14 protein-coding genes, 1 riboswitch and 2 other annotated features are annotated in these 12,826 nt (G+C 28.9%); of the genes, 10 read left to right on the top strand and 4 right to left on the bottom strand.

Going from position 1 to position 12,826, the window contains the following annotated elements; genetic code table 11:
• Positions 1-103: 103 nt before the first annotated feature.
• Positions 104-339: a binding site (T-box leader), on the bottom strand.
• A 140-nt stretch (positions 340-479) separates the two neighbouring features.
• Positions 480-1,478 carry an ABC transporter substrate-binding protein gene (locus tag TICRE_RS03920; RefSeq protein ID WP_075725354.1) on the bottom strand — a complete coding sequence of 333 codons (999 nt, stop codon included), beginning with the start codon at positions 1,476-1,478 and terminating at the stop codon, positions 480-482.
• A gap of 88 nt (positions 1,479-1,566) precedes the next feature.
• Positions 1,567-1,805: a binding site (T-box leader), on the bottom strand.
• A gap of 171 nt (positions 1,806-1,976) precedes the next feature.
• Between TICRE_RS03920 and TICRE_RS03915 the strand changes: the two genes are divergently transcribed.
• From TICRE_RS03915 to TICRE_RS03875, 9 genes are all read left to right on the top strand, one after another.
• The gene (locus tag TICRE_RS03915) at positions 1,977-2,441 is read left to right on the top strand and encodes a zinc ribbon domain-containing protein (RefSeq protein ID WP_075725352.1); all 465 of its coding nucleotides are present in this window, start codon (positions 1,977-1,979) and stop codon (positions 2,439-2,441) included.
• Positions 2,442-2,469: 28 nt separating this feature from the next.
• Positions 2,470-2,838, top strand: a complete 369-nt coding sequence (locus TICRE_RS03910) for a zinc ribbon domain-containing protein (protein ID WP_075725350.1) — start codon at positions 2,470-2,472, stop codon at positions 2,836-2,838.
• Between the two features lie 128 nt (positions 2,839-2,966).
• Positions 2,967-3,179, top strand: coding sequence for a hypothetical protein (locus TICRE_RS03905; protein ID WP_198927475.1), 213 nt, complete (start codon positions 2,967-2,969; stop codon positions 3,177-3,179).
• A 90-nt stretch (positions 3,180-3,269) separates the two neighbouring features.
• The gene (locus tag TICRE_RS03900) at positions 3,270-4,304 is read left to right on the top strand and encodes a DmpA family aminopeptidase (RefSeq protein ID WP_233120143.1); all 1,035 of its coding nucleotides are present in this window, start codon (positions 3,270-3,272) and stop codon (positions 4,302-4,304) included.
• Positions 4,305-4,427: 123 nt separating this feature from the next.
• Complete coding sequence (locus TICRE_RS03895) at positions 4,428-4,607, top strand: hypothetical protein (protein ID WP_075725343.1); 180 nt, start codon at positions 4,428-4,430, stop codon at positions 4,605-4,607.
• Between the two features lie 535 nt (positions 4,608-5,142).
• Positions 5,143-5,511 carry a DUF6483 family protein gene (locus tag TICRE_RS03890; RefSeq protein WP_075725341.1) on the top strand — a complete coding sequence of 123 codons (369 nt, stop codon included), beginning with the start codon at positions 5,143-5,145 and terminating at the stop codon, positions 5,509-5,511.
• Between the two features lie 25 nt (positions 5,512-5,536).
• Positions 5,537-6,262 (top strand): SagB/ThcOx family dehydrogenase, encoded by a 726-nt coding sequence (locus TICRE_RS03885; protein WP_075725339.1) that lies wholly within the window; start codon positions 5,537-5,539, stop codon positions 6,260-6,262.
• Between the two features lie 166 nt (positions 6,263-6,428).
• On the top strand, positions 6,429-8,078 hold the full coding sequence (locus tag TICRE_RS03880; RefSeq protein ID WP_158016418.1) for a MutS-related protein: 1,650 nt from the start codon (positions 6,429-6,431) through the stop codon (positions 8,076-8,078).
• A gap of 31 nt (positions 8,079-8,109) precedes the next feature.
• A riboswitch (Fluoride riboswitch) is annotated at positions 8,110-8,169 on the top strand.
• A 61-nt stretch (positions 8,170-8,230) separates the two neighbouring features.
• Positions 8,231-9,412, top strand: a complete 1,182-nt coding sequence (locus tag TICRE_RS03875) for a cation:proton antiporter domain-containing protein (protein ID WP_075725337.1) — start codon at positions 8,231-8,233, stop codon at positions 9,410-9,412.
• A gap of 103 nt (positions 9,413-9,515) precedes the next feature.
• On the opposite strand, the gene TICRE_RS03870 is transcribed toward TICRE_RS03875, so the two are convergent.
• Complete coding sequence (locus tag TICRE_RS03870) at positions 9,516-10,265, bottom strand: DUF421 domain-containing protein (protein WP_158016416.1); 750 nt, start codon at positions 10,263-10,265, stop codon at positions 9,516-9,518.
• 130 nt (positions 10,266-10,395) lie between these two features.
• Between TICRE_RS03870 and TICRE_RS03865 the strand changes: the two genes are divergently transcribed.
• Positions 10,396-11,019 (top strand): DUF2238 domain-containing protein, encoded by a 624-nt coding sequence (locus TICRE_RS03865; RefSeq protein WP_075725333.1) that lies wholly within the window; start codon positions 10,396-10,398, stop codon positions 11,017-11,019.
• 6 nt (positions 11,020-11,025) lie between these two features.
• On the opposite strand, the gene TICRE_RS03860 is transcribed toward TICRE_RS03865, so the two are convergent.
• Positions 11,026-11,655, bottom strand: a complete 630-nt coding sequence (locus tag TICRE_RS03860; RefSeq protein WP_075725331.1) for a response regulator transcription factor — start codon at positions 11,653-11,655, stop codon at positions 11,026-11,028.
• 5 nt (positions 11,656-11,660) lie between these two features.
• A complete protein-coding gene (locus tag TICRE_RS03855; protein ID WP_158016413.1) occupies positions 11,661-12,473 on the bottom strand; it encodes a sensor histidine kinase in 813 nt (270 codons plus the stop codon).
• Positions 12,474-12,826 lie beyond the last annotated feature (353 nt).

Below are 12,826 nucleotides of genomic sequence, written 5' to 3'. Positions count from 1 at the left end.
CTAATATAAGTTTACTTTATGGATAATTAGAAAAGATTGAATAAGAGTGTTTTGGAAATAAAAAAACTTTTCGTCTCTATAAACAAGTTTAGCTTAGCTTATTTATAGGGACGAAAAGTTTTTCCGCGGTACCACCCTAGTTATGACAAAAAAGTCATCTCTTCAATCAGACCTAACAGTCCTATCCCTTATAACGATGGGCTTTCGTATTCGCCTACTTTTTATTTTTCAACGAATCTACTTAGGAGTGTATATTATATCTTGTTAGTACTAGGTTTCACCAATATGCTAGCTCTCTTTGAATAACAGTGATATTTTTCTCTCCATCAAAGTATTTATTTATTAAGTCTATTTTAGCCCTTTAAAGTAAATTTGTCAAGGACATTTAATAAGTTTTTAAATAAATAGAGATACATTGACGGAGAGTTTCTATAGTCTGATTTATATAAGCATAAGTTTTACTCTAACTTAAAGTTCAATTATTTTCCAACCATATTCGCATCTTTAAAAAGATTTAGGTCTTTATCAAGTTTTAATGCTTCCAAAGTTTTTTCATTTACTACCGTATTTGTTTTTTGAGCTCTTTCAACTGGCATAGAAGAAACTTCTTTTCCATCTATTAATATTTCCTTAGCCATTCTTGCAGTTTGTTTTCCAAGTTCATAATAGCTAAGCCCATTTGTAATTAAAATTCCACCACCAACTTGACTTTCTTCTGCAGATACAGAGATCATTTCTCTTTCTATAAGTTTATTGGATACAAGATCTATAGAAGAAGCTACCATATTATCACTTAGGATATAAAGAGCATCAATCTTTTTTAAAAGAGAATCTAAAGTTTGTGCCATTTCATTTACATTATTAACACCCATAGTTACAACCTCTAAACCTTCACTAGGTGCTAGTTTTTCAACTATTTTAATTTGAACTTCTGAATTTGGTTCACTTGTATTGTATATAATACCTATTTTTTTAATAGAAGGATCTATTTCTTTAAACATCTTAAGCTGTTTTTCAGTATCAGCCATATCGGATGTACCAGTTACATTCCCTCCAACATTATCCCAGTCTTTAACTATTTTAGCCTCTACTGGATCAGTAACTGCACTAAAAAGTACTGGGATATCTTCTGTGGCTTGTTTGGCAGCTTGTGCTGCAGGAGTTGCTATTGCATATATAAGATCTACTTTATCATTTGCAAACTTTTGTGATATAGTAGTAGCAGTTGGTATATCACCTTGAGCATTTTTAAAATCTATTTTAGCATTTACTCCAAGTTCTTTAAGTCCATCTTCAAATCCACGTCTTGCATCATCAAGAGCAGGGTGTTCTGCAAGCTGACTAATACCAATTACGAACTCATCTTTATTTTCTGGGGTTTTTGTTGTAGGTGTATCTTCTTTTGAAGCACATCCTGTAACTATTACTGATACCAACATTAAAGCTACTAATAAACTACCTAATCTTTTCTTTGTCATTTATAATTCCTCCTTAATTTTGTGATCTAAGTATCTAGAGAATAAAAAAATCTTCCATCCCTATAAACACAAGCTTAAAGCTTATATTTATAGGGACGAAAGATTATCTCCGCGGTACCACCCTAGTTATGACAAAAGAGTCATCACTTAAATCAGACCTAATAGTCTTATCCCTGATAACGATGGGTTTTCGTATCTGTCTACTCTTGAATTTTCAACAAATCAGCTTAGGAGTGAATATATTATATCCTCTTAATACCAGCTTTCACCTTTTCTGGCTCTCTTATAAATAAGATGAGATACATTTTTCTCCATCTGTGCCTTTATTAATATTATTATTAACTATAATATGGTATAAAAATAAATTTGTCAATACTTTTTTAGATATTTCTGATTAATTTGTATTTTAAAATAAAAGAGAGTATAAACTTAGATATGTATATAGTATAATTAGGATAATTAAAGCTTAATTACTATAATATGAAGGAGATGGAAGATATGTCAAACAAAATTTCTAAAGAAAGAAAAACTATTTACTATATAGGGATGGGTCTAAGTGCTATAGGGTTTATACTTTTTATATCAACCTTTTTTACTACATTTACTGGTAGTGCATTTGATGATATTGGATTTGAACCCGGTATGCCAAGTTCCTTTATGACAGCCCCCTTAGGAATGATTTTTATGATAGTAGGAGGCTTTCTAATGAATTTAGGTGCAAAGGGAGCTGCAGGCTCCGGTCTTTTATTGGATCCTGAAAAAGCAAGAGATGATCTAAAACCCTATAGTTCTGCGGCAGGTGGAATGATAAATGATGCAATAGACAATATGGATATAGTTAAAGATAAAAAGAAGAACGAAGAAACAAAATCCACACAAGTCATTAAAATAAAATGTAGGGCGTGCGGAGAGTTAAATGAAGAAGATGCGAAATTTTGTAAATCGTGTGGAGAGAGAATGTAGTTTTCAATAATAGATAAGGAGAAAGCAGATGTTTTTTATATTTGGTATTTCAAATAAAGAAGAAGATTTAATTTTTTCACAGACAACTGTATGTAAAACCTGTGGAGCTTATGGAAGACTAGAAGCTTTTATGACATACTCATATTTTAGTTTGTTTTTTATACCAATTTTCAAATGGAATAAAGAATATTATATTAGAAGCACGTGCTGTGGCAGTCTTTACACAATAGATGAAAATTTAGGAAAGGCTATTAAAAGAGGTGAAAAGGTAAAAATATCAGACAGAGATTTAGAACCTGTAAATATAAATTATAATAGAATAAGGGTTTGTGAGAATTGTAATTTTAGAGTAGAAGATGAGTTTGAATACTGTCCAAAATGTGGTGGAAAACTTTAAAGATAAATTTAAATTTATCTTAGATAATAACCTAATATAAATAATCTGCATATCTTGGTATAAAAGGAAAGGGGGTATTTAATATTATTACTATTTTTAATAGAAAAGAACTTTGTATAGTTTTTTCAATGGCAGAACAAAGCAGTATAAGGGCAAGGTTATTTTCAAATAATATAAAGCATTATATTAAAACAGTCAATAGAATGGCCCCATCACCTTTCTCAAGTGGCACAAGAGGGAGATCAGGTTCATTTGGTCAAAATATGGATTTAAATTATGAATATATTTTTTATGTTCATAAAAAGGATTATGATATAGCAAAGCATATTATCAATAAATAATAGTATTTTTATTAATGTAGGGTCAGATAATGCAGGAAGCCCGTGGTAGCCAAATGATTTAAAGATATTTTAGGAAAGGATGATTATATTTTGAATAAAAAGATAAGACAATATGGAATTATTATAGGAAGTATCCCAACAGGAAAAAATAATTCTATTACTGATGTAGAAGGTGTAAAAGTAGGACATACGACTTTAGATGATGGTAAGATAAAGACTGGAGTTACAGCAATAATTCCACATGTAGGCAATATATTTAAAGAAAAACTAATAGCCGCAAGTCATGTTATCAATGGATTTGGAAAGTCAACGGGTCTTATCCAAATAGATGAACTAGGAACCATTGAAACACCTATAATTATGACAAATACTCTTAGTGTAGGTACAGCTCATGAAGCGTTGGTAAGATGGATGATTGAAAATAACGATGACATAGGAGATACAACTGGTACTGTCAATCCTATAATTTGTGAGTGTAATGATGGAACGATAAATGATATTAGGGGACTGCATGTAGAGAAAAATCATATTTATGAAGCAATAAAAAATGCAGATATTAAATTTCAAGAAGGTAATGTAGGTGCAGGTACAGGTATGATGTGTTATGGATTAAAAGGTGGAATTGGTTCATCTTCTAGAATTATTGAGCTAGCAAATAATACATATACAGTTGGGGTGTTAGTTTTAAGTAACTTTGGCTCATTGGAAGATTTTGTTTTAAATGGAGATCATATAGGAAAAAGAATATTTAATGATATTGAGGGGACGAAAAGAATGGAAGATAAAGGATCTATAATATTTATAGTAGCTACAGATATTCCACTATCTTCTAGACAGTTAAAAAGAATAATAAAAAGAACTTATCCTGGTATATCTAGAACAGGCAGCTATACAGGAAATGGTAGTGGAGAGGTAGTTATAGGATTTTCTACAGCTAATAAAATAAATCATTATGAAGAACAAGATCGAATTAATATAGATATAATAAATGAAAATAAGATGAATGATATATTTAAAGGAGTTGTGGAAGCTACAGAAGAGGCAATACTTAATTCTCTTGTATGTTCCAATGGTACTGTTGACAGAAAAGGCAATAAAGTGCATTCGTTAAAAGAGTTTATCTAGAAAAAGGAGAAGGAAAATAAAACAATTTAATAAACTTGTATTAAAAATATTTTAAAAGAAAGTATTTATTTTTCATCTTATCACATACTATTAGAGAATAAATTTAAAAATGGAGTGAGATATATGGATAAGATGTATGTAGTTATAACAGATAAAGAGTTTTCAGAACCCATGTCAAGAGAACGTGCTATAAACATTGTTAAAAATTATGATGAAAAGGGAATAACAGGGTATATAGTATCAGAAGAAGAGGCAAACCGAATAGGAAGTCCTGAAAACTTTAGAGAGCCTAAATGGGAATAAAAGAGCCTAGGCTCTTTTATTATGTAATAAATCTTATTCGTTTACTACATATATGTGGTGAATTTATAGTAGGTGTACTGAATATACTAAAAAATAGTAGTAATAGTTTTATTTTTCATTTAAAAGATTTTAAATGAAAAATATTGTGATATAATTATAATGGAAGGTCTTAAAGAAGAATCCATTAAAATTTATACAAATTAAGAAGAAATCGTCTTATGTAAAAGTATACGATACATAAAATACTAAAATAATCTAATAATGAATGACTTAGGCACAAAAAGAGTATCCTAAAGACATTATATAAATTTACTACAAATGTTTTAAGAAAGAGAGTGATATCATTGGATACTCTTGTAAGAACTTTTACTATTATTTCAATTATATTTGATATAATAACTAATATTATAGCTTGGATTATTTATAGAAGAATAAAAAATAAGATAAAGGTATTAAGAAGCGATATAAAATGGATTAGGAGATATATTTAATTATTTTAACTTCATTCTAGTATTTTAAAAGAGGACTGATTGTAATGTATAAAGAGGATTGGCTAATTAGACAGATAAAGAATACTATCAGAATAATAATGTGGATACTATTTAAGAGAAAATCTGTAGAATATGAAATAGTAGATGAATATAATTATAAAAAGACAGATCTTCTCCATAAAGAGATACTTAAACTACTTAGTGAACTGAAGATAAATAAAGCCGAAAATCTATTATTTGAAACTATAGATAGTGGTGATTTAAACTTTTTAAGACTTTCACTAGATTTTTATAATAGACTAAATGGTTTAAGTGATGAAGAATTAAAGAAGGGAAATTTTGCTAGAGAAGAAATAGAAATGGGTCTTAACGATATACTTGAAATATATGGAGTCAAGGACTTAAATATCTAATAGATATAAAAGGAGAAATAAAAATATGAATAGACAATTTATGAAATCTTATTTTAATAAAGCAATCGAAACAGATCAAGATAAAGGAATTCAGCAGCCCCCACTTGAAAAGCCTTTTGGTAAAGATGAAGAATTAATAGGCCTTCCAGAAGTAGATAGGTCTATTATAACTAAGAGCGACATAATGGAAGCCATATTAGATAGAAAGAGCCATAGAGTATATAAAGACGAAGCTATTAGCTTAGAAGAGTTATCATATCTTTTAACTATGACCCAAAAGGTTAAAGAGATAAAAGGCAACAATTATGTAGGACTTAGACCAGTACCTTCAGCAGGTGGGAGACATCCATTTGAAACATATTTAGCAGTGTTGAATGTAGAGGGATTAAAGAAAGGGATATATAGATATCTTCCATTAGAACATAAACTCTTATTTATTAAAGAACATGATGAGTTAAATGAAAAGATAACCATAGGAGCTAATAGACAAAAGTTTGCGGGTAAGTCCGCTGTTACTTTTGTTTGGAGCTGTGTGCCTTACAGAACAGAGTGGAGATACGCTGATAGATCTTACAAAATAATGCTTCTTGATGCAGGACATATTTGTCAGGCATTATATCTAGCTTGTGAAACGATAGGGCTTGGAACATGTGCTATAGCATCATATAGTCAAGAGTTAATAGATAATTTAATAGATGTAGATGGAGAGAATGAATTCACAGTTTATCTTTCACCAGTTGGAAGAGTATAGAAAATACTTTAGGACGTGTTTTACACGTCCTTTTATAAAGGGGTTGATATCTATTTATAATAGCAGAAACTTATTAAAATATATTATAAAACCATTTTTTGTTATAACTATAATTGCAGGAATTATTTTAGGGCTTCAATTTACATATATATATTTTTTTATATCTTTGATAGGATTATCAGCATTGGTATATATAGATATATGGGAGAAGAAACAATTAGTAAAGCGTTTAAAACAAAATCTTAGAGAAAAATGGGGAAAGGATCATAAAGAAAAAAGAGACTTTTCATTTATAAGGAAATTATATGACTTTTTAAATAGTAAAGATGACAACAAATTTATTATAGATGATATAACTTGGAGAGATCTAAATATGGATGCAGTTTTTTCTAAAGTTGACCATACAAAGTCTTTGCCTGGTATGCAAAAGTTATACTGTATTCTTAGGAAACCATTATTTAATGAAGAAGAATTAAAGAGGAGAAATGATGCTATAAATTCATTTTTAGATAAGAAAGATGTAGTAAACGAGATTCAATACACTCTTTCACTACTTGGGAAAAAAGATTGTAAAGAACTTTTTTCTTATTTTGAAAATGGGGTAGGAGTAGATGTAAAATATTTACCTCTTTATAGATTTATGTCTTTTCTACCTATTATAGCAGCTGGATTATTTTTGGTAAACAAACAAATAGCGTTAATGGTATTTTTAATTGCAATGAGTGTAAACGGAGGTATATATCAAAAAAACAAAGATAAGGTTTATAGAGAAATAGAAGCATTTAAATATATATCTAGTTTAATAAAAACTACTAAAGATATTGCTAAAATAGACATCACTTCTGTTAACATAGAAAATGAAGAGTTAGGAAAACTACTTAAAACTACAAATGTGATTTATAAAAATGTTTCATCTCTTAATACAGATTCAAATATTAGGAGTGAATTACACATACTTATTGATTATTTCAATATGATTTTACTTAGAGAAATTATTATTTTTTATAAAACAGTAAATTTATTAAATAAACATAGAGAAAACATATTTAAAGTATATAAACTTATAGGAGAGATAGACGCTTATATCTCTATAGCTTCATATAAAGATGGATTAGAATATTATACAGAGCCAAAGCTTTTAAAAGATAATTCAAAGTTTTATTTAAAAGTAGAAGAACTGTATCATCCACTACTTGAAAAACCTATTCCCTATACATTTGAACTAGATAATAAAGGGGCTTTAGTTACAGGATCAAATGCATCTGGTAAGTCAACATATTTAAGAACAATAGGGATAAATACCATTTTTGCTCAAGTGTTTTATATTGCACTTGCAAAAGAATATTCAGCTAACTATTATAGACTCTTAACATCTATTGGAACAACTGATAGTATTGAGGAAGGAGATAGCTATTTTATGGCCGAAGCTAAGTCTTTAAAGAGGATAGTTGATAGCTTGGATGGAAAAGCTCCAGTTCTTTGCATATTAGATGAAATATTTAGAGGAACAAACACAGCAGAGCGAATAAGTGCAGCTAGAGAAGTTTTAAATTATATGATAGATAGAAATACACTAGTTGTAGCTGCAACTCATGATTTAGAGCTTACAACTATTGTAAATAAAAGTTTCCATAATTATAATTTTAAGGAATCTGTCGAAGAAAATGATATTATATTTGACTATATTTTAAGAGATGGACCTGCTACTAGTAGAAATGCAATTGCTATTTTAAGATATCTTGGATATCCAAAGCTTATCTATGAAAATGCAGATAAAACAGTAGAAGAATATGGAGCACATAGCTACATATATTGACATTAGGTTATAAAACAAGTAAGATTATAAAAGAATAGATGGTGATGGAGTTCACCTTTAACCGCATAAAGCTAATGACTCCTACAAAAATACTTGTATTTCGAATACTTGTATTTTTGTAGGAGCTTTTTATTTGAAAAGGGGAGATGAAAATGGCATTTAGTTTAGGAATTATTATAATATTGGGTCTTATATTTAATACTATTTTTGAAAAGTTTAAACTTCCAGGACTCTTAGGATTACTCATACTTGGAGTATTAATAGGTCCATATGGAGTAGGTTTACTAGGGAAAGATATACTCAGTTCATCAGGAGATTTAAGGAAGATAGCACTAATAGTCATACTTTTAAGAGCAGGTCTTGGAATAAAGAAGGAAGACTTAAAGGAAAATGGTATAAGTGCTTTAAAGATGAGCTTTATTCCTGGAGTTGTAGAGGGTTTTACTATAGCTTTTATGTCTGTTAAACTATTAAACTTCTCATTTATACAAGGGGGTATACTTGGATTTATTATAGCAGCAGTTTCTCCTGCAGTTTTAGTTCCTTCTATGCTTAAGATGATAAAACAGGGACTGGGGAAAGAAAAGGCTATTCCAACTTTAATAATAGCTGGCGCTTCTATAGATGATGTATTTGCTATAACTATCTTTGGCGCATTTTTAAGTCTTTATAGTGGAGGAGATAAATATATTGGTTTACAATTATTAAATATACCTGTATCTATAATACTAGGAGTATTACTTGGAGTGATATTTGCTTTTATTTTAGTACATATATTTAAACGATATAATTTAACAGATACTAAAAAGATCTTAATTGTTCTTGGAATATCAATACTTTTTACTGAAGTGGAAAAACTATTAAAACCAAGTATAGAAATAGCTTCTTTACTTGGAGTTATGACTATTGGATTTATTATTTCAGAAAAATTGCCAAGAATAGGAAAAGAACTTTCAAATGGATTTAATAAGATATGGACGTTCGCACAGATGCTTCTCTTTATACTCGTTGGGGCTGAAGTAAATGTTTCAATTGCACTTAAAGCAGGGAAAATTGGTATTATAATACTTGCAATGGGTCTTATAGGTAGAAGTACAGGTGTTATAATTTCACTTATGGGATCTAATTTAAATTTAAAAGAAAAACTATTTTGTATTATATCATATACACCTAAGGCAACAGTTCAGGCAGCCATAGGAGCTATTCCTCTAACTCTTGGAGTAGAAGGGGGAGAAGTAATACTTGCGATTGCAGTTCTATCTATCATTATCACAGCACCACTAGGAGCTATAGGAATTAATTATTTTGGAGAGAAATTATTAAAAAATAAGTAGGGATAAATATAGAAGAATATCAAAATGTGAATTTAGTAGAGTATTTAGTAGAGTATATGGAAGAAAAGATAAAAAAGGAACTAAGACTAGATCTAATCTAGTCTTAGTTTGCGTGTCCATTCTTTTTTATAACAAGCACATCATCTTTTGTCTTATAATAAAAACCCTTTCTTTGGGACCATTCACAATAAATTATATTAGAGATATCATATATTCCTAATCTGTCCATTTCACCTTTTAACCAATCTGTTGTTTTATTTATATATTTTAAAGCTTCCATCTCAATTTTTCCATCATCAATTAAAAGTATATTGGGGTAATCTTCTTCTAATTTAATACCTAAGTTAGAATTCGTTACTCCTTGATAATCTTTATATTTAATTAAGGAAAGAGTACCATCTATTTCCAGGTATATATCCTTTACTTCTTCTAAAGAAAAGATTCCATCCTTTCTAAGGAGCATTCTTATTTGTTCCATTTCTAAATTGTTCTTTTCTATTATATGCATATTTAGTTTTCCATTCTTTAATATGTGTTCTGGCTTTCCTCTAAAAAAAATTCTCAAAAAGTCATAACGTTTTACAGATATTTCAATTATATATATAGATATAGTCCAAACTATAGCAGAAAAGATAAAGGGAAGTAGTCCTATATCATCATCATAAAATGTTCCATCTAGAACCCCTCCTAAGACTATGATATAAACTATATCATAAGGGGTAAGTTGTGATAGGTTTTGCCTACCTAAACCCCTTAAAACAGTAGTTAAAAATAGTAGACCTATAATTAGTTTTAAAGCTTGTAACCAATAGTTCATAATTCCTTCTCCTCTAATCATATTTTTAATTTTCATATCATTATACTTTATATTAATACCCATATTTTTAAATAATTCATATAAAAGTTCAATAATTTATGTCATTTTTATGGGCTTATAGGGTAATAAATTAAAAAGTCTTAAAAAGATTGGAGGGTAGTATATTATGAAAAGAGATGGGAAAATAGATAGAAGTCATAAATTTATGCTCTTAATATTCTTTATGGTTTTAATTTGGTCAGCTATTAAACCTTATTCTTTTTTAACCTGGATTTTAGAAGCATTACCTGCTATTATTATGGTTTTAGTTTTAGCATTAACTTACAAGAGATTTAAATTTTCTACATTTGTATATCTTGTGGTTTTAATTCAGACAATAATTCTTTTGATAGGATCTAAATATACCTATGAAAGAAATCCTTTTTTCGATTATCTTATGCAAAGACTTGACTTAAATAGAAATTACTTTGATAGAGTAGGTCATTTTGCCCAAGGTTTTACCCCTGCTGTTATGGCAAAAGAGCTTCTTTTAAGAAAGGGATATTTAAAAAGATCAAAGATGTTTTATTATATTGTAATAAGTATAGTTTTAGCTGTAAGTGCGGCTTATGAATTATTGGAGTTTGTAGCCTCCCGTATATCAGGAGTTCCAGGATATATGGTACTTTCATATCAAGGGGACGAGTGGGATACTCAATGGGATATGGTTATGGCACTTCTTGGTGCAGTTACAGCACTCATGGTCTTTGGAAAAACACATGATAAAAGTATAGATATCCTAGATGATTAAGCTTAATCATCTGGGATATTTACTATTTACTCCAAATTTTGTCTTATAAAAGTGTATTGCAAGCTGGGTTCTATCTCTTAAATGCAGTTTATCTAGCATGGTTGATATATAATTTCTAATGGTTCCTTCACTTAAAAATAGTTTCTGAGATATTTCTTTATTATTTAGTCCTTCTGCTACAAGCAGTAAAATATCAAATTCTCTTTCAGATAAATCCATATCTAAATCTTTACTAGGCCTATTTTGAATACTAGATACTATCTTTGAATCAAAGACTAGATTGCCAGAGTAAACTGCATTTATAGCAGGGATAATTCCTTTAATATTTTGTTTTAATATATAGCCCTTGCATCCTAAACTAAGAGCTGAAGCAATATATTCATCATCTTGAAATGTAGTTATAAGAAGAATGGTAGAATTAGGATCTATTTTGAGGATTTCTTTAGTGGCATCTATTCCATTTAACCCTTCCATCCTTATATCCATAAGCATTATGTCTGGTCTATATTTTTCAAAGAGGTTAATAGCTTCTAATCCATTGTATCCAACAGCTACAACTTCTATCCCACTTGCAGTTATTATTGTCTTTAGAGAGTTTACTACTAGATAGTCATCATCTATTATTATAATTTTCACAAAAATCATCCTTTCATTAGAGTTATATGGATTTTAAATCCATCTTTAAATTCATAATTTAAAAACCCATTATATTTCCGAGCTATTTCATCCATTGAAATCAGTCCTATTCCTTTACTTAATAGATCTTTAGTTTCATTGAAATTTTTTCCATTATCTTTTATTATAATAGAATAAAACTTTGGTTGTGTTAAAAGGTTTATGTTTAGCTTATTAGCATCAGAATGCTTAATAGTGTTGGTAATGGATTCCCTTATAATTGAAAGAATATCAAACTTTAAATCATAGGAAAGAGGTTCGTCTAATTTATAATTAAGGCTTATATTCAAAGAAATCGCTTCATCACAAAGACTTTCGATTCTCTTCCTTAAATCAAGAGAATCATTATATAGATTATGTATGCTATTTCTAATATCATCCATACCACTGCTTAAAGTATTTTGAAGTAAATCTAATCCCTTGATGGTATTATCATTGGAAACTACTTTTAAGGCTTCTACCTGTAAAATACCGCTACTTATAGAGTGGCCTATAGAATCATGGATTTCTCTAGCAATCCTATTTCTCTCTGTAAGTATAGCTATGTAGATGTTTTTTTCTCTGTCTATTTTAAGTTGTTCGTTATATTTTCTTAAATAGATGGCATCTTCTTTTAATCCATCTCTTATCATTTTATTTTCATTTAAAAATAGATTAAACCCCTTAGTCATATGAGAAAAGTAGATAGATATAGTAGATATTAATAGATTTATTATAGAAAAATTTACAAATAGCAGAGGTAGTACAAGTAAGGAATGAAAGTTAAACTCTAAATACATAGTGTATAAGATTAGAGGCAAATAATATATAAAAAAACTATCATAAAAACAAAGTAATAAGAACACAAGATAGATTAGAATTTTTATCCTTTTAGAATTAAATAAATCTAGGGCAAAGGAAATGATTATACTTATAAGAAAAAAGAAGACTAAATCCTTGGATGGATCTATTATATAAGTATTATAAAGACAAAAGATAACTACAAATAATTTTTCTATAAAGTTTCTCATAAAGATCCCCTTTTTAAATTGATAATTTTTAAATTACAATCTAATTATACTAATAATTATTAGAAAATACAATTGATGTGACATTTGTCATATGGAAGTAGTGATATTGTACACTACGTTAA

Origin of the sequence: Tissierella creatinophila DSM 6911 (assembly GCF_001940565.1) — a bacterium.
Taxonomy (GTDB): domain Bacteria; phylum Bacillota; class Clostridia; order Tissierellales; family Tissierellaceae; genus Tissierella_A; species Tissierella_A creatinophila.
The sequence above is the reverse complement of the archived record's forward strand: the minus strand, read 5'-3'. Positions and strand labels throughout refer to the sequence as shown.